Here is a 17511-nt window from a genome sequence, read left to right as displayed (position 1 = left end):
GTTACAAGCGCTACCGTTCCGGTCGCCGGCATCGACGGACGCCGTGCGACATGGGACGGGGCGGGTGTCAGAAACTGCCTTCCGGCACGCGCACATGGCCCTCCATGAGGATGCGCGCACTTCGGCTCATGATTGCCTTCGTCACGGTCCACTGGCCGTCGACCAGCTTCGCCTCCGCGCCGACGCGCAAGGTGCCGGAAGGGTGGCCGAAGCGGACCGCCTGGTGCTCACCGCCGCCGGCCGCCTGGTTGACGAGCGTTCCCGGCACGGCGGCCGCGGTGGCGATGGCGACCGAGGCGGTGCCCATCATCGCATGGTGCAGCTTGCCCATCGATAGCGCGCGGACGAGGAGGTCGATATCCTCGCCCTTCACGATCTTGCCGCTGGAGGAGGGATAGTCGGTCGGCGGCGCGACAAAGGCGATCTTTGGCGTGTGCTGCCGCTTGGCGGCTTCCTCGGGCGACTTGATGAGGCCCATCTTGAGCGCGCCGATCGTGCGCAGCGTCTCGAACCGGCGCAGCGTGTCGGGATTGCTGTTGATCGTCTCGCGCAGCTCGGTCCCGGTGAAGCCGATGTCGGCGGCTTGCACGAAGATCGTTGGGATGCCGGCGGTGATCATCGTCGCCTTGAGCTTGCCGCCGGGCACGATTTCCTCCGGCACGTCGAGTTCGTCGACGAGGTTGCCGGTGGGGAACATCGAGCCGCCTTCGTCGCCGTCATCGGCGGGGTCGATGAATTCGAGCACGATCTCGGCCGCCGGGAAGGTGACCCCGTCGAGCTCGAAATCGCCGGTTTCCTGCACTTCCCCATTGGCAACCGGTACGTGGGCGATGATCGTCTTGTTGATGTTCGCCTGCCAGATACGGACCGTGCACATGCCGTTTTCGGCGCGGTTCGCATCGACATAGCCGGCGTGGATCGCAAAGGCGCCTGCGCCGGTGGAGAGGTTGCCGCAATTGCCCGACCAGTCGACGAAGTCGGTGTCGATCGACACCTGACCGTAGAGATAGTCGACGTCGTGACCCGGCTGGCTGCTGGGCGAGACGATGACGCATTTGCTGGTGCTGGACGTCGCGCCGCCCATGCCGTCGATCTGCGCGCCATAGGGATCGGGGCTGCCGATGACGCGCTGGAACAGCTTGTCACGGGCGGGCCCCGGAACCCGGGCGGCCTCGGGCAGATCCTCCAGCCGGAAGAACACGCCCTTGCTGGTGCCGCCACGCATATAGGTGGCGGGGATGCGGACCTGGCCCGCCATCAGGCGGCCTCCGCTTCCGAAGCGAGGAAGTCCTGCGCGAAGCGCTGCAGCACGCCGCCCGCCTCGTAGATCGAGACTTCCTCCGCGGTGTCGAGGCGGCAGGTGACGGGCACCTCGATCGTCTCGCCCGACTTGCGGTGGATGAGGAGCGTGAGTTCCGCACCCGGACGACGCTCACCCACGACATCATAGGTCTCCGTGCCGTCGAGACCGAGTGTCAGGCGGGTGGTGCCCGGTTTGAACTCGCACGGCAGCACGCCCATGCCGATGAGGTTGGTGCGGTGGATCCGCTCGAAGCCCTCGGCGACGATCGCCTCCACGCCGGCGAGACGGACACCCTTTGCCGCCCAGTCGCGCGAGGAGCCCTGGCCGTAATCGGCGCCGGCGATGATGATCAGCGGCTGCTTGCGCTGGTGGTAGGTTTCCATCGCCTCCCACATGCGCATGACGACGCCGTCGGGCTCGACACGGGCGAGGCTGCCGCGCTTCACCTCGCCGTCGACCACCGCCATCTCGTTGACGAGCTGCGGGTTGGCGAAGGTAGCGCGCATGGCGGTGAGGTGATCGCCACGGTGGGTGGCGTAGGAGTTAAAGTCCTCCTCCGGCACGCCCATCTTCGCCAGATACTCGCCCGCCGCTGACGAGGGCAGGATCGCGTTCGAGGGCGAGAGGTGGTCGGTGGTGATGTTGTCCGGGAGGATGGCGAGCGGACGCATCCCCTTCAGCGTGCGCGGGTGTGCAGCGAGCGCGCCGACACCCTCGGTATCCCAGTAAGGCGGGCGGCGGATGTAGGTCGACATCGGGCGCCAGTCATAGAGCGGGCTGATCTTTTCCGCGGAGCGGGCGCGGGCGCCGAACATCGGCTCATAGACCTTGCGGAACTGCTCCGGCTTCACGTGCGCGGAAACGATCGCGTCGATTTCCTCGTCGGTCGGCCACAGATCCTTGAGGCGGATCTCCTTGCCGTCGACGACGCCGAGCACGTCCTGCTCGATATCGAAACGGACGGTGCCGGCGAGCGCATAGGCAACCACCAGCGGCGGCGAGGCGAGGAACGCCTGCTTGGCATAAGGATGGATGCGGCCGTCGAAGTTGCGGTTACCCGAGAGGACCGCGGTGGCATACAGATCGCGGTCGATGATCTCCTGCTGGATCTTCGGATCGAGCGCGCCCGACATGCCGTTGCAGGTGGTGCAGGCGAAGCCGACGATGCCGAAGCCGAGCTTCTCGAGTTCGGGCAACAGGCCGGCCTCCTCCAGATAGAGGCGCGCGACGATCGAGCCGGGCGCGAAGCTGGTCTTCACCCACGGCTTGCGCACGAGGCCAAGGTCGTTGGCCTTTTTCGCCACGAGGCCGGCGGCGACGACGTTGCGCGGATTCGACGTGTTGGTGCAGCTGGTGATCGCGGCGATGATGACCGCGCCGTCCGGGAGCAGCCCCTGGCGTTCCTCTTCCTGCGCAGCCTCAAGCCCGACGGCGATGCCGCTTTCCTCCAGCGCGGAGGTGGGCAGGCGGCGGTGCGGGTTGGACGGGCCGGCGAGGTTGCGCACCACGGTCGACAGGTCGAATTCGAGCACGCGCTCATACTGCGCGGTCTTCAGCGCGTCGGCCCACAGGCCCGTGTGCTTGGCGTAGGTTTCGACCAGCTTCACCTGCTCCGGCTCACGCCCGGTGAGGAGGAGATAGTCGATCGTCTGCTGATCGATGTAGAACATCGAGGCAGTGGCGCCATATTCCGGGCACATGTTGGAGATGGTCGCGCGATCGCCGATCGTCAGGCTTTCCGCGCCGTCGCCGAAGAATTCGAGCCACGCGCCGACGACCCGCTCCTTGCGGAGGAATTCGGTGATGGCGAGGACGATGTCGGTCGCGGTGATGCCGGGCTGGCGCTTGCCGGTGAGCTTCACACCGACGATGTCGGGGAGGCGCATCATCGACGCGCGGCCGAGCATCACGGTTTCGGCCTCGAGCCCGCCGACGCCGATGGCGATGACGCCAAGCGCATCGACGTGCGGCGTGTGGCTGTCGGTGCCGACGCAGGTGTCGGGGAAGGCGACGCCGTCGCGCAGCTGGATCACCGGCGACATCTTTTCCAGATTGATCTGGTGCATGATGCCGTTGCCGGCGGGGATCACGTCGACGTTCTGGAACGCCTCCTTGGTCCATTCGATGAAGTGGAAGCGGTCCTCGTTGCGGCGATCCTCGATCGCGCGGTTCTTCTCGAACGCCTGGGGATCGAAGCCGCCATGCTCCACCGCGAGGCTGTGATCGACGATCAGCTGAGTCGGGACGACCGGGTTCACCTTGGCCGGATCACCGCCCTTGTCGGCGATCGCATCGCGCAGGCCGGCGAGGTCAACGAGCGCGGTCTGGCCGAGGATGTCGTGGCAGACGACGCGGGCGGGATACCAGGGGAAATCGAGATCGCGCTTGCGCTCCACGATCTGGGTCAGTGCATCGGTGAGCAAGGCGGGATCGCAGCGGCGCACCAGCTGCTCGGCGAGGACGCGCGAGACATAGGGCAGACCGTCATAGGCACCGGGGCGGATCGCCTCGATCGCCTCGCGCGTGTCGAAGAAATCGACACTGGTGCCGGGGGGCGTGCCGGGAAGCTGTTTGCGGAATGCTTTGTTCATGGGCGAATCTCTACCTGGCGTTGCTCGGCGCACAGGAACGAGGCTCTAACCCGGGCGTGCGCGTCGCGTCGTACGATCACGGTCCCTTCATTTGTGCATTATCCGCAAAGACGCAACCCACGCGCCGCGCCTAAAGGGCGAAGATCGGCGGACGCGTGCTGCTGGTGCTGCGAACTTTGCGAAGATCGCGCTTTTGCCCTCCGGCGCGACTTCCCGTATATCGCCGCGCCATGACCGAGATCGAACGCCCCCTGCTGACCCCGCCTGAGGGCCACAAGAAAGTGCTGCTGCACAGCTGCTGCGCGCCGTGTTCCGGCGAGGTTATGGAAGCGATGACGGCGAGCGGGATCGATTACACGATCTTTTTCTACAACCCGAACATCCATCCCAAGGAAGAGTACCTCCTGCGCAAGGAGGAGAATATCCGCTTCGCCGAGAAGCATGACGTGCCGTTCGTCGATGCCGATTACGACACGGTGAACTGGTTCAAGCGCGCCAAGGGCATGGAGCAGGAGCCCGAGCGCGGCATCCGTTGCACCATGTGCTTCGACATGCGGTTCGAGCGGACCGCGCTATATGCGCATGAGAATGGCTTCCCCGTCATCACCTCGTCGCTGGGCATTTCGCGCTGGAAGAACATGGCGCAGATCAACGATTGCGGCGAGCGCGCAGCATCGCATTATCCCGACCTCAGCTATTGGACGTTCAACTGGCGCAAGGGCGGCGGCGCGGCGCGGATGATCGAGATTTCCAAACGCGAGCATTTCTACCAGCAGGAATATTGCGGCTGCGTCTATTCGCTGCGCGACACCAATGCGCATCGCGTGTCGCAGGGGCGGCCCGAGATTGAGATCGGGAAGCTGTTCTACGGGGCTGACGAACCGTCCTGAGCCGGCGCGGCGATTCGAGGGCGCGGCGTCGGTCGCTAGCGGCGGGAGCCGCAGGCGGGCGCCCGATAGCCGGTCCCGCCGCGCGGCACCGCGCCAGTGGGCGTGCGGCGCGGCCGCCGCGCATCCGTTCAACGTCGGTGTCACCGGCCTCTGACCCTTTCTTGCCATTTCGTGCGTTTCGGTTCGATCCGGCGTTTGTGACCATGGGGGAATACGCGCGATGACCATAGCCGCCGCTTGCCTCGGCTTCCCGCATGAGGCGCAGCATGGCGACGTGGCGGCAGCGGTGGAGGACTATCGCGCCGGCCGGATCAGCGCGGCGGATTTGATCGACCTCGTCCGCCGGGCGCGCGCGGCGGCCTGGGAGCGGCAGCGGCAGGCGGGGATCGAGGTCATCCCCTGCAACGATTTCTCCTTTGCCGGTCAGCTGCTGGATACCAGCATCATGCTGGGCGCCGTGCCTGAGCGGTTCCGTGCGGCCGGAGAACCTGGGTCGCTGGACCTGTATGTCGCGATGGCGGGTGGTTTTCTTGAGGGCGAGGGCGCTGCGCTGCCGACGGTGGAGCGCGGACCCGGTCGGGCGCGATGGTTTGACAGCGACGGTCCGGGAACCGTCCCGGAAGTGTCGGCCGACCAGCATTTCAGTCTCTCGACCAGCAACGTGCTGGATGCGTTCAACGAGGCCAAGGCGCTGGGGTATCACTGCCGGCCAGTGATCCTCGGGCCGGTGACGTTCCTGCACCTCGCGCAGTCACGCGAGCCGGGCGTCGAGCCATTGTCGCTGCTGCACCGATTGCTGCCGGTCTATGCCGAGCTGCTGCTTCAATTGAAGCTCGCCGGGGCCGATTGGGTGCAGATCGACGAGCCGGTGCTGGTGCTGGATTCATCGCCGGCCGTTCGCGCGGCGCTGCGCACGACCTATTGGGCGCTGGCCGGAAGAGGCGCGCCGAAGATCATGCTGGCGAGCTATTTCGGTGCGATCGGCGACAATCTGGATGCGGCGCTGGGGCTGCCGGTCGCGGGGCTGCACCTCGACCTGGTGGCTGCGCCCGGGCAATTGGCGCAGGTGATGCGGGGCGGGCGGCTTGACCTTGTCCTGTCGCTCGGCGTCGTTGACGGGCGGGGTGGCGAGCCGGCGCACCTGTCGGCGATCCTCGACGAGGTGGAGCCGCTGGTCGGCAAGGTGACGGTGCAGATTGCGCCCTCGTGCTCGCTGGCGCATGCGCCGGTGGACGAGGGCCTGCCGGTTGGCGCCCGGCTGGTCGCCGCGATGCAGCGGCTGGACGAGGTGGCGACGCTGCGCACCGCGCTGCGCGGCGGGCGCGGGCGGGTCCAGGATTATCTGCAGGCCAATGCCGCGGTCGTCGCCGCTCGGCGTGCGGCGACCGGCGTGACCGGTCAGGCCATTTCGAACCAGACCGGTGAGTCCGCGAACAGCGATGCGACGTCGCGCTCCTCGCCGCCGTGGAAGCGGATCGCGCCGGTCGACTGACCCCCGTCTAGCGCCAGTGCGCAGCGGAAGATCACATCGCCGTGCCGTCGCTCAAACGCGAGCAGGCGGTCGGTGCCGTCGACACTCGCAGGATCGTAGCTGCCGCGCGCGAACACATCCGGATGCTCCCGGCGCAGGTTCAGGAGGGTGGCAATCAGCCGAAACTTGGCGGGTGGGTGATCGAGTGCCGCGATGCGCGCATCATAATCGACCGGACGCCGATTGTCGGGATCGACGAGGCTGAGGTCGGCGAACTCCGTCCCCTGATACAGGTCGGGCACGCCGGGCATGGTGCAGCGAAGCGCGGCCTGCACGAGGCTGTTGTCGGTCGCCGCGGGGGCGATCTCCGCCAGAAAGGCGGTGATCGAGGCGCGGAATGAGGGGCTGTCGATCAGGGTGAGCGCGAGGTCGTTGCAACGCGCCTCGTAGCTTTCGTTCGGCGCTTCCCACGAGGAGCGCAGCTTCGCCTCGCGCAGCGCCTTCGTCTGCCAGGCGGTGATTCGATCGCCGAACGATGCGTCGAGGGTGTCCGGCCAGGCGCCGAGCAACGTCTGGAACAACATGTAGCGATCACCGCAATCGACGCCATGCGACAGCGGCTCTGCGATGGCCTCCCAGTCACTGACGATCGCACCCCATTGATCGGGGAGCGCACTGAGCACCGCCAGGCGCGCCCGGCTATCCTCGCCGCGCTTGTGATCGTGTGTCGCAGTGGTGAGCATGGCGGTCGGCCAGTCTCGGGCGCGGGCCTGCATGCGCAGGTGAAAGGCGGACGGCTCCAGCGCCATGTGTCCGGCGTCGAAGCCGACGTCATTGCGGGAGAGAAGGCGGCCGTAGCGGTAAAAGGCGGTGTCCTCGAGCGCCTTGGCGGCGATCGGGGCGGAGAGCTGCTGAAAGCGGCGGACCGGGTCGGCGTGGTTTCCCTCGCCAGCGAGCCAGCGCAGGACCAGATCGACCACCGGCATTTCGCCTGGCGGCACGTGCGGCGCGACGCGCAGGCGCACGGTGGCGCGCACCTCCGCGTCGGTTGCCGGGGGTGTCGGGCCGTAGGTGCGATATACCGGGAAGATCCATAGCAGGCGTTCCAGCGCACGGCGCAGCATGCCGCGCGTGATCCCGTCCGGGGCTATGGCGGCAAAGGCGTCGACGCACTGTTCGAGCTGGCCGCTGAACTGCCAGGCGAGAAGTTGTTGGCGGGCGAGCAGCTCCTCCGCCGCCAGATCAGCCTGCCGGCCGCTGATGTCGTGCCACAGGCAAGCGAGCGGTGCGGCGCCGGATGGATGATGAAGCAGCGCGGCTGTATCCTCCATGAAATCATAGCCGCTGGTGCCATTTACCGCCCAATCCTGCGACAGCACCTCACCGACGCCGAGGATCTTTTCGATCACGATCCAGGCGTTCTCGCCCAGCCGGGCACGCAGGGCGCGGCAATAACCAAGCGGATTGGTGAGCCCATCCACATGGTCGATCCGCACGCCGTCGATCAGACCCTCATCGTGCAGCCGGAAATACAAGGCGTGAGTCATCGCGAAGACCGCGGGGTCCTCCACCCGGACGCCGGCGAGTTCGTTGATGGCGAAGAAGCGGCGCCAGTTCAGATCGTCATTGGCGGTGCGCCACGAGGCGAGGCGGTAATGCTGGCGGTCGAGCAAGGCTGCGAGTGGTTCACGACCGGCGCTCGCCTGATCCTCATCGCGCAAGGGGAGGCGGCGTTCGCCATAGAGGTTCAGCCAGTGGCGGCCGTCGTGATGGTCCAGCGTGAGGGCGCCGTCCGCCAGTGCCTCGTCCAGCGGGGTGCCGAGCACAGGCAGCAGGATGGGGCGGGACCAGTCGATATCGAAGATCGCGGCATAAGGGCTTGATTGGCCGCGGAGAAGGACGTCGTTCCACCATGCGTTAGTGTCCCCGGCGACGCCCATGTGATTGGGGACGATGTCGATGATGATGCCCATGTTCCGCGCGCGAAGCGCGGTCACGAGGCGGCAGAAGCCGGCCTCGCCGCCAAGCTCCGGATTGATGCGCGTGGGATCGACCACGTCATAGCCGTGGGTCGATCCGGGCGCGGCGGTGGTGATCGGGGACGCGTAGATGTGGCTGATGCCGAGCCGGTCGAGATAGGGCACGATCGCCTCCGCATCGGCGAAGGTAAAGCCGCGGTGAAATTGCAGGCGATAGGTGGCGCGCGGGATCATCCAGGTCTCTTTTCGGACAGCATATGGGTGCGCCGCTGTACGTCAGGGCGGGCGAGGAGCGTGTCGGTCGCGCCGGGCATACGGCGGCGCCAATTGGGATGCTGGTCGATCGTGCCGGGAAGGTTGGGCTGTTCCTCGAGGCCGAGGAGATCCTCCAGCGGGAAGATGGCGAGCGGGGCGGGGGCGTCCGCTACCGCGTGCAGGATTTCATCGACCGGCGCGGCAGCGGGTATTGGCACTAGATCAATGATCTGCACGAGAGACTTGCGTTCATTTGCGCGGTGCGACGTCGCGGCGGTATCGACCATGCCAGCGATGCGCGCGCGCCAATCGATGTCTCGTCCCACCCACCAGCCGGCGAGCGTCGGCGTATCATGGGTGCCGGTCATGGCGACCGCATCGGCATCCCAGCGCGAGGGAGGGATGAAGGCGCCTTGCTGGTCGCGCTCAAAGGGGAGGACGCGCATGCCGAGCATGCCGCGGCGGGAGAGGTCCGCACGCAGGCCGGCCGGGACGGTGCCGAGATCCTCCGCTATCACGATGGCGTTGGCCCGATATGCCTCGATCGCCACGATATTCTTGAGTGTGTCGCCGGGCATGGTGAGGTAGGCGCCGTCCGCCGCGGTGCCGCCGTCGGGAACGATCCACAGGTGGTCAAGGCCGATGGCGTGATCGATGCGCAGGCCGCCCGCATGTCGAAGAGCCGTGCGTATCGTCTTGATAAATGGGGCAAAGCCGCTGCGGCGGAGGGCATAGGGATCCAGCGCGGAAATACCCCAATTCTGGCCGTCGGGACCGAGCGGATCGGGGGGCGCGCCGATCGAGACTCCGCTGAGCAGGTCGGTGCGGCGGCTCCAGCCGTGGCTGCCGGCGCGATCGGTGCCGACGGCGAGGTCGGCGATGAGGCCGATCGACATGTCGCCGCGCGCACTTTCCTGCGCGTTTGCAAGACCTTGGTCCGCGAGCCATTGAAGGAAGATGAAGAAGGAAACGTCGTCCTGATGCTCTGCGGCGAAGCGGGCGACGGCGGGGGCGGCGGGATCGTGATAAGCGGTCGGCCAGTCGGGCCAGCCGATGCCGCCGAGCTGAAAATGCAGGGTATCGAACAGCGCGTGGGCGGTGAGATCCGGGCCGTGTTCGGCCTCATAGGCGGCGGCGATGGCCTGGTGGCGGCTCAGATCGGCCAGATAGACGCGGCGCAGATGGGCGAGGCGATCGGAGAGGGCGCCGGGCCAGTCGATGAGGTCGCCGGATGGTTCGTCGGGGAAGGGCATCCCGAGCGGCGACGGATCGGCCAGCATCACATTGTGGAACAGCCGCGAGGAGGGCGCATAGGGGCTGAAGCGATTGGGGTCGGCCGGAAAGAGCGCGTGGGTCGGGCTGATCGCGAGCGCCGCGGCGCCGGCGTGGCCGAAGGCGGCGGCGGCGGCGGCGAGCGTGCCGTAGTCGCCGTAAAAGGTCGCGCGCTCGTCGCGGAGCGCGGGGATCTGTACCGACGCGCCCCAGCTACGGGCGGGAACCGGGGGGCAGCGGGGTGGAGCGACGGCGATCGTGTAACGACGATGCCCGGCGATCAGCGTGTGATAACCGACCGTGTCGATCGGCGCTGCGATACCATCCGGAGCGATCGTCAACGGACGCGTCGTCCCGTCCTCCAGCACCAGTTCGGCAGGGCCGGCGGGCGCGTCGGGCAGCGAGAGGGGCGCGCCGGCCGTCACCGATACGAAGGGGGTGTCGGAGGGCGTCAGGTCCAGTCGGGCGAGAAGCGCCTCCAGCACGGCATCGTCGACGCGCTGCGCGCGGCCGCTGGCGTCGGTCCAGTCGCGCTTGAGCCCGGCGGCGGCAGCGGCGGCGTGAAGATCGCTCATTCGGCCCACGCGGCGAAGCGTTCGTCGGTGGTGAAGATCGGGGGTGATCCAGCGTCCTGCGGCAAGGGCGCTGGCGCGTCGGCGAGGTCGATCGCGAGCGTCAGTTGCCTGCCGTTGCCGAGACGCCAGCGGGCGATGACGGCAGCATCCCCCAGCACCTGCGCGCCCAGGGCGACCGCGCCACGCAGATGGGGCACGATATGTTCGTGGCGCAGCGCGAGCAGGTCACGGTAGAAGGTGCGCCAGGCGAGGGCATCGCTGCCGGGTTGCGAATGGGATTGCGCGAACGTGTCCGGCGCATTGGGATCGGGGATGCGTTCGCGCGCTTCGGGATCGGAGAAGGCGGCGAAGTTGGCGAATTCGCGCCGGCGGCCCTCGCGCACCGCATCGGCAAGCTCGTCATGGAAATCGGTGAAGAAGAGGAACGGGCTGTCGCTGCCCTCCTCCTCGCCCATGAACAGCAAGGGGATCTGCGGGGCGAGCAGCATCAGCGCGGTGGCGGCACGCAGCTTTGCCGGATCGGTGAGCCGGGTGAGTCGCTCTCCGAACGCGCGATTGCCGACCTGATCGTGATTCTGGAGGAAGCTGACGAAGCGGGTGGGCGGGAGGTGCGCGCTGGGCGTGCCACGCGGGCGGCCATCCTGATTGGGCGAGGGATCGCCCTGATAGATGAAGCCCTCGCTGAGTGCGCGGGCGAGCCGTTCGGCCGGGCGATCGGCAAAGTCGGCGTAATAGGCGCTGGTCTCGCCGGTCAGCAGGACATGCATGACATTGTGGAAATCGTCGTTCCACTGCGCGTCATAGCCGTCGGCGCGGAGGCGAGCCGCGTCATTATGTTCGTTCTCGAGCACGAGATGGACGTGGCGATCGGGCAGCGCAGCGCGGATCTCGGCGGCCATGGCGTCGAGGAAGGCGGGGTTGTCGATCGCGTGGACCGCGTCGAAGCGGAGGCCGTCGAAGCGATAGTCGCGCAGCCACATCAGGGCATTGTCGATGAAGAATCGCGCCACTGGGGCCTCGTCCACCGCCACTGCTCCGCCCCAGGGGGTCGCCACGTCGCGGTGGAAAAAGCGATCGGCATAGAGGCCGAGGTAATTACCATCGGGGCCGAAGTGGTTGTACACGACGTCGAGGAAGACGCTGAGGCCGAGTTCGTGCGCCGCGTCGATCAGCGTGCGCAGTTCGGCGGGGGAACCATATGCCTCATGCACGGCATAGGGCAGGACGCCGTCATAGCCCCAGCCGCGGTCCCCGGCGAAGGCGTTGATTGGCATGAGCTGGATCGCGGTGACGCCGAGCGCGGCGATGACGGGGAGCCGCTGGGTAACGCCGCTGAAGCCGCCGAGCGTGCCGGCGTGAAGCTCCATGATGACCATCTCGTGCCACGGCCGCCCGCGCCAATGGGGTACCCGCCAGTCATGGCTGTGATCGGGAACGATGCTCCAGCCGTGCACCCCGCCATGCTGGCGGCGCGATGCGGGATCGGGGACGGGCGTGTCGCCGATGTGGAAGCGGTAGCGGGTGCCGGGGCCGCCGGGGTGATCGGCGACGTGCCAGCCATCGTCCTGCGGCGTCATCGGCAGATGCGTGCCATCGCAGTCGAGGACGACTCGCGGCGCAGCGGGCGCCCATAGGCGGAAGCGCGTGGCGCCGCCGGGCAGCGGCTCCGGGCCCCAGGCGTTCAATCCTCCCATGCGCTGGTCCAGCTGAGGAGGACGGCGCCCTGCGGCGCTACCTCATATTCACTGCCGATGTCGATTTCGCCCTGATCGGGCCTGGCGCTGTCGATCAGAACCGTGCGCTTCGTGTCGGGCTTCGGCAGGTGGAAGACGACGGGATCGCTGCTGGCGTTGAGGAGCAGCGACACTGCCTGCACCTCGCCGGCATCGTTCATTGCGGCGCGGCGCATCATCAGCGCGCGGCCTTCGGGGTTCTGCCAATCCTCGTCGCTGAGCCGCTCACCCCGTTCATCCCACCATTCGACATCGTTGACGCCATGGCCGGGCGAATCCTGTCCATAGAGGAAGGTCGGCGCGCGCAGCACGGGGTAGCGGCGGCGAAGTTCGGTCAGGCGGGCGGTGAAATCGATCTGCTGCTGGCCCTCCGGCGTGGCGGCGGCGGTCCAGTCGAGCCAGCTGATCTCATTATCCTGGCAATAAGCGTTGTTGTTGCCTTGCTGCGTGCGGCCGAATTCGTCGCCGGCGACCAGCATCGGCGTGCCGAGCGAGGCGAGCAGCGTCGTCAGCATCGATCGCATGACGCGGCCGCGCGCGTCGTTGATCGCGGGATCGTCCGTCGGCCCCTCCACGCCCCAGTTGCGCGAATGATTGTTGTCATGGCCGTCGCGATTGTCCTCGCCATTCGCCTCATTGTGGCGATGTTCGTACATCACCGTGTCGGCGAGGGTGAAGCCGTCATGCGCGACGAGGAAATTGACGCTGGCCCAAGGGCGGCGCGAACGGCGGTCGAAGAGATCGCCCGAGCCCGACAGGCGTGCGGCGAGATCGCCGCGGGTGCCGGGATCGCCCTTCCAATAGCTGCGCACCGTATCGCGGTACTTGTCGTTCCATTCGGCGAAGCCCGGGGGGAAGTGGCCGAGTTGATAGCCGCCGGGGCCGACATCCCAGGGCTCGGCGATCAGCTTCAGCCGGCTGAGCACCGGATCCTGCCGGACCACATCGAAGAAGGCGGCGCCGGGATCGAAGCCGGTTGCCTCGCGCCCCAGGGTGAGGCCGAGATCGAAGCGGAAGCCGTCGATGCCGAAGCTGGTCGCCCAATAGCGCAAGCTGTCCGCGACCATCTGGATCACGCGCGCCTTGCTCATGTTGAGCGTGTTGCCGGTGCCGGTGTCGTTGATCGTGTAGCGCGGGTTGTCGGCGACGAGGCGATAGTAGCTGGCGTTGTCGAGGCCGCGCCATGAGAGCGTCGGGCCCTTTTCCGAACCTTCGCAGGTGTGGTTGTACACCACGTCCATGATGACTTCGATCCCGGCCTGGTGGAGGCGGAAGACCGCGCGGCGAAGCTCGTCCTGCTGCTCGCGCGCCATATAGGCCTGTTCGGGGGCGAAGAAGCCGAGCGTGTTATAGCCCCAATAGTTGCGCAGGCCCTTTTCCTGCAGGAAGCGATCCTGGGTGAAGGCCTGTATCGGGAGCAATTCGATCGCGGTGACGCCGAGCCGCTGGAGGTGGCGGATGACGGCGGGGTGGCCGAGCGCGGCATAGGTGCCGCGATCGCGCGCGGGCACTTCCTCCATCAGCTTGGTCAAACCCTTGACGTGCGCCTCGTAGATCACCGTTTCCGACCAGGGCGTGTTGGGGCGGCGATCGCGCGACCAGTCCCAATGATCGTCTACCACCACCGCCTTGGGCATGGCGGCGGCGCTGTCGCGCCGGTCGAAGGAGATATCCTCTCGCCGGGAGCCGATGCGATAGCCGTGGAGCGCATCGGTCCAGCGGATCTGGCCGTGGAGCTTTCGCGCATAGGGATCGAGCAGCAGCTTGTTGGGATTGAAGCGGTGCCCCGCCTCCGGCTCATAGCGGCCGTGCGCGCGATAGCCGTAGAGGAGGCCGGGTTCGACGTCGGGCAGATAGCCGTGGAACACCTCATCGGTGCATTCAGGGAGCCAGAAGCGCTTGATCTCGCGCTTGCCGGCGGGATCGAAGATGCACAGCTCGATCGCATCGGCATTGGCGGAGAAGACCGCGAAATTGACGCCGAGGCCGTCAAAGGTGGCGCCGAGCGGGTGGGGAGAGCCGGGCTGGAGCCGGTCGATCGAAGGAAGCAATGCGCGAGCCTCGCTGCAGGACGGTGATGGACGCGGGAGTGACAGGCGAATGCGGCCGATCGTGCCGCACCGCAGGGGCGTGGGGCACGCGCCGGTGGCCGTTGAGGGGCGGCCGGGGAGTGGGGCGGGTGCGCCGCCCGCGGCTTCAGGTCACCGCCTTGATCAGGCCTTTGCCGCGGCGTAGTTTTCGCGACGGGGCGGGTTCGGTGGAGGCGGGACTGGTAGATGCAGGCGCCGCCACCGCGCGATCCTCGACGCCGGTATCGGCAGGTTCGCCGAAGGGGAGGTCGGCCGCAGTGCCGGGGAGCAGCGCATCCTCCTCCGATGCGGCGGGCGCATGCTCCTGCTCGGCGCGCGACCAGTGATCGTGGGCGCGCCCCTCGGGCTCACCTTCCTCCTGCCAGATCCGGTAGGCGCGCTGCCGGATCAGCTCTTCGCGGTCGTACGCCATGATCATTCTCCCCATCTGATCGCCCTCCAACGCGCCGCGCGGGGAAACGACGCGAGGTTGGGAACAAAATCTTGGTTTGGCAGGAAAAAGCCGCCGATGCGGGGCGATCAGCGGCCGTAGGGGTTCTTGAGCGCGGGGATCCAGCCAGCGGACGGCGCGCCTGAGGGGGCGGCGCTGGGGGACGCCGCGGGGCGAGGCGCGACGGCGGCGCGGGCGCGGGCGGCATCGGGATCGATCGGCTCGGCGAACTTGATCCCGGCCTGTCCGTCACGTGCCCAGACTACGGTGGCGGCGACCGCCTGCAGCGCGCCGACGCTGACGAGGATCGTCGCGCCCGCCTGCAACCCCGTCGCCTGATCGAGCCGGACGCCGCCGGTCGACAGGTCGCGGACGCGGTGGCGGGTGGGGGCGCCGCCGCCGAACCGCTCTACCGTGGCGCCGAGGAACACGCTGTTACGCGGCGCGCGCGCGATCATGTCGCGGCCGGGCGTGGCATCGGCGGCGCGCGCGTGATCCTCGGGCGGCTGCGGATCGGTCATGCGGCGGTAATTGGGAATTTTGCCCCGGTCGCGCAAGCGGATCGTCGCGGGCGCAAATCACCCCTTGTGATGTTATCACGTCGCGGTTAGGGAGCGGCGATCCAGGGAGGGACCACGTTGAAGATCTTTGCCGTTCTGCTGGCCGGTACCGCGTTTGCCGCCACCCCCGCACTTGCCCAGTCCACCGATCAGCCGGCCGATACGCCGGCACCGACCGCCGGCACCGCAGGCGGCAGGAATGACAGTGCGCCGACCCGGACGGGCCATGTGGAAGCCGACAATGACATTGTCGTCAGCGCGCCGTTCGTCCGGGATCTCAACCTGTTGGCGGGCAAATCTGTTGTCGCTGGTGATGAACTTGTCCGCGATCTGCGGCCGCAGATCGGCGACACGCTGACGCGCCAGCCGGGCGTCTCCGCCACCTCGTTCAGCCCCGGCGCGTCGCGCCCCGTGCTGCGCGGATTCCAGGGCGAGCGCGTGCGGGTGCTGACCGATGGGCTGGGGTCGCTCGACGTATCCAACACCTCGACCGATCATGGCGTGACGATCGACCCGCTGACGGCGGAGCGGATCGAGGTGCTGCGCGGCCCGGCGGTGATGCTGTTTGGCAGCCAGGCGATCGGCGGTGCGGTGAACGTGATCGATCGGCGCATCCCGCGCGGCGTGCCCGAACATGGCTATCACGTCGATGCGATCGGCACCTATGGCTCGGCGGCGAACGAGCGGAGCGGCGGCGCAGGCGTCGACGTGGCGCTGTCGTCGCAGATCGTGGCGCATGTCGATGGCAGCTATCGCAAGTCCGACGACCTTCGCATCGGCGGCTATCAATTGTCGCCGACGCTTCGCCGCGAGCAGCTGTCCATCGCCGCCGAGGAAGCGGCCGAAGGGCATATGGAGGAGGCCGCCGAGGCGCGGGCGCTGGCCAATCGGCGCGGGCGGCTGCCCAACAGCGGGACCGAGACCTATACGCTGGGCGCTGGCCTCGCGCTGATCAACGAGGGGGGGAGCCTGGGCTTCTCCGTTGGCTATTACGACAGCAAATATGGCGTGCCGGAGCGGCCCGGGGCGTCGCACCTGCACGGCGGCGGCGATCACGGCGATCATGATCACGACCACGACCACGACCACGATCATGGCGAGGAAGGGCATGATCACGGCGACGTGACGATCGCGATGAAGCAGTTCCGCGCTGACATGCGCGGCGAGGTGATCGCGGGCGGCGACTTCCTCGATCGCATCCGCTTCCGCGCCGGCTTTGCTGATTATGAGCATACCGAATTCGAGGGCGCCCAGGTTGGCACCGTGTTCAACTCGCAGGCCTTCGAGGGGCGTGTCGAGCTGGTCCAGGCGGATCGCGGCGGCTGGCGCGGTGTGACCGGATTCCAGGGATTTACGCGTGACTTCTCAGCGGTGGGCGCAGAAGCGTTCGTTCCGCCCAACGTGACCGACCAATATGGCCTCTTCACGCTGCAGGAGATCAACCGCGGTAACTGGGAAGTCGAATTTGCCGGCCGCTATGAACATGCGGCGGTGCGATCCAGCGCGGTGCGCGTCGGCCCGGAAGAAGACGCGCCGGTCGTTGGCGTCAGCCGCAACTTCAACGCCTTCTCCGGCGCGCTTGGCCTGTCCTATGCCGTCGCGCCGGAAGTGCGCATCGGGATCAACGGATCGCGCGCCGAGCGCGCGCCGTCGGCGGAGGAATTGTTTTCCAACGGGCCGCACGTCGCGACACAGGCGTATGAAATCGGCAACCCCAATTTCAAGACCGAGAAGAGCTGGGGACTGGAGCTGTATGCGCGCGGGCGGACCGGGCCGGTCCGCTTCCAGGTCAGCGGCTACGCCACCTGGTTCGACGATTACATCTATGAAAATGCGGTCGGCGGCGCGCGCGACGGCCTGCCGATCTTCCAGTATTTCCAGGCCGGTGCGCGCTATTACGGCGTCGAAGGCGAGCTGACCGCGGACCTGATCCGGACCAACGGGTTCGAACTGGATGCCAATATCGTCGCCGATTACGTCAATGCGACGCTGACCAACGATCGTGGCCCGGTGCCGCGTATCCCGCCGCTGCGCGTGCTGGGCGGGCTGAGCGCGCGGGCGGGCGATTTCGGTGGCCGGGTCGAGGTGGAGCATGTCACGGCGCAGAACCGCGTCGCGGCATTCGAAACGCCGACCGAGGACTTCACGCTGGTCAATGCGTCCTTGTCGTTCAAGCCGTTCGGGCGCGAGAGCGAGACGACCTTCATCGTGTCGGCGAACAACATCTTCGACGTGGACGCGCGGCGCCATGCGTCGTTCACCAAGGATTATGTGCCGCTCGCCGGGCGCGACATCCGGGTCGCGGCGCGGCTGAGCTTCTGAATGCGAAAGGGGCATCCGCCGGCCTGATCGGTCGGCGGAT

Annotated in this window: 11 protein-coding genes; 3 read left to right on the top strand and 8 right to left on the bottom strand. The window is 67.4% G+C overall.

The annotated features are described in order from the left end of the window. Nucleotides 1-67: 67 nt before the first annotated feature. Complete coding sequence (gene prpF, locus L8F96_RS01070; protein WP_334654640.1) at nt 68-1258, bottom strand: 2-methylaconitate cis-trans isomerase PrpF; 1191 nt, start codon at nt 1256-1258, stop codon at nt 68-70. Then, nucleotides 1258-3894, bottom strand: coding sequence for a Fe/S-dependent 2-methylisocitrate dehydratase AcnD (gene acnD / locus L8F96_RS01065; RefSeq protein ID WP_334654638.1), 2637 nt, complete (start codon nt 3892-3894; stop codon nt 1258-1260). Before acnD ends, prpF begins: the two co-directional genes overlap by 1 nt. A 230-nt stretch (nt 3895-4124) precedes the next feature. Between acnD and L8F96_RS01060 the strand changes: the two genes are divergently transcribed. Both L8F96_RS01060 and L8F96_RS01055 read left to right on the top strand, forming a co-directional pair. Next, nucleotides 4125-4784, top strand: a complete 660-nt coding sequence (locus tag L8F96_RS01060) for an epoxyqueuosine reductase QueH (RefSeq protein ID WP_125944483.1) — start codon at nt 4125-4127, stop codon at nt 4782-4784. Between the two features lie 220 nt (nt 4785-5004). Then, the gene (locus L8F96_RS01055) at nt 5005-6276 is read left to right on the top strand and encodes a hypothetical protein (RefSeq protein WP_334654637.1); all 1272 of its coding nucleotides are present in this window, start codon (nt 5005-5007) and stop codon (nt 6274-6276) included. Here L8F96_RS01055 and treY read toward each other — a convergent pair. From treY to L8F96_RS01025, 6 genes are all read right to left on the bottom strand, one after another. Continuing rightward, a complete protein-coding gene (gene treY, locus L8F96_RS01050) occupies nt 6183-8468 on the bottom strand; it encodes a malto-oligosyltrehalose synthase (protein ID WP_334654635.1) in 2286 nt (761 codons plus the stop codon). The genes L8F96_RS01055 and treY overlap by 94 nt on opposite strands. Continuing rightward, on the bottom strand, nt 8465-10336 hold the full coding sequence (malQ, locus tag L8F96_RS01045) for a 4-alpha-glucanotransferase (RefSeq protein ID WP_334654634.1): 1872 nt from the start codon (nt 10334-10336) through the stop codon (nt 8465-8467). The genes treY and malQ overlap by 4 nt, the downstream gene beginning before the upstream one ends. After that, nucleotides 10333-12030 (bottom strand): malto-oligosyltrehalose trehalohydrolase, encoded by a 1698-nt coding sequence (treZ, locus tag L8F96_RS01040; protein WP_334654632.1) that lies wholly within the window; start codon nt 12028-12030, stop codon nt 10333-10335. Before treZ ends, malQ begins: the two co-directional genes overlap by 4 nt. Continuing rightward, nucleotides 12018-14120: a glycogen debranching protein GlgX gene (gene glgX / locus L8F96_RS01035; RefSeq protein ID WP_334654630.1), complete on the bottom strand. Its 2103-nt coding sequence runs from the start codon at nt 14118-14120 to the stop codon at nt 12018-12020. The genes treZ and glgX overlap by 13 nt, the downstream gene beginning before the upstream one ends. Nucleotides 14121-14265: 145 nt before the next feature. Then, the gene (locus L8F96_RS01030) at nt 14266-14571 is read right to left on the bottom strand and encodes a DUF2934 domain-containing protein (RefSeq protein WP_334654628.1); all 306 of its coding nucleotides are present in this window, start codon (nt 14569-14571) and stop codon (nt 14266-14268) included. Nucleotides 14572-14678: 107 nt separating this feature from the next. Next, nucleotides 14679-15110, bottom strand: coding sequence for a PilZ domain-containing protein (locus L8F96_RS01025; RefSeq protein ID WP_334654626.1), 432 nt, complete (start codon nt 15108-15110; stop codon nt 14679-14681). 117 nt (nt 15111-15227) lie between these two features. Here L8F96_RS01025 and L8F96_RS01020 point away from each other — a divergent pair, with 117 nt between their 5' ends. Continuing rightward, nucleotides 15228-17471 carry a TonB-dependent receptor gene (locus tag L8F96_RS01020; protein WP_334654624.1) on the top strand — a complete coding sequence of 748 codons (2244 nt, stop codon included), beginning with the start codon at nt 15228-15230 and terminating at the stop codon, nt 17469-17471. The last annotated feature ends 40 nt before the right edge of the window (nt 17472-17511 follow it).

The organism is Sphingomonas panaciterrae, from assembly GCF_036890205.1.
In the GTDB taxonomy this organism is placed as follows: domain Bacteria; phylum Pseudomonadota; class Alphaproteobacteria; order Sphingomonadales; family Sphingomonadaceae; genus Sphingomonas; species Sphingomonas panaciterrae.
Note: the sequence above shows the minus strand (reverse complement) of the source record. Positions and strands in the feature narration are given on the sequence as shown.

Excerpts from the sequence above, each read along its gene's own strand:
- treY (WP_334654635.1), bottom strand. The coding sequence starts at position 8,468 with ATGATCCCGCGCGCCACCTATCGCCTGCAATTTCACCGCGGCTTTACC.
- acnD (WP_334654638.1), bottom strand. The coding sequence starts at position 3,894 with ATGAACAAAGCATTCCGCAAACAGCTTCCCGGCACGCCCCCCGGCACC.
- L8F96_RS01060 (WP_125944483.1), top strand. The coding sequence starts at position 4,125 with ATGACCGAGATCGAACGCCCCCTGCTGACCCCGCCTGAGGGCCACAAG.
- treZ (WP_334654632.1), bottom strand. The coding sequence starts at position 12,030 with ATGGGAGGATTGAACGCCTGGGGCCCGGAGCCGCTGCCCGGCGGCGCC.
- malQ (WP_334654634.1), bottom strand. The coding sequence starts at position 10,336 with ATGAGCGATCTTCACGCCGCCGCTGCCGCCGCCGGGCTCAAGCGCGAC.
- L8F96_RS01025 (WP_334654626.1), bottom strand. The coding sequence starts at position 15,110 with ATGACCGATCCGCAGCCGCCCGAGGATCACGCGCGCGCCGCCGATGCC.
- prpF (WP_334654640.1), bottom strand. The coding sequence starts at position 1,258 with ATGGCGGGCCAGGTCCGCATCCCCGCCACCTATATGCGTGGCGGCACC.
- L8F96_RS01030 (WP_334654628.1), bottom strand. The coding sequence starts at position 14,571 with ATGGCGTACGACCGCGAAGAGCTGATCCGGCAGCGCGCCTACCGGATC.
- L8F96_RS01055 (WP_334654637.1), top strand. The coding sequence starts at position 5,005 with ATGACCATAGCCGCCGCTTGCCTCGGCTTCCCGCATGAGGCGCAGCAT.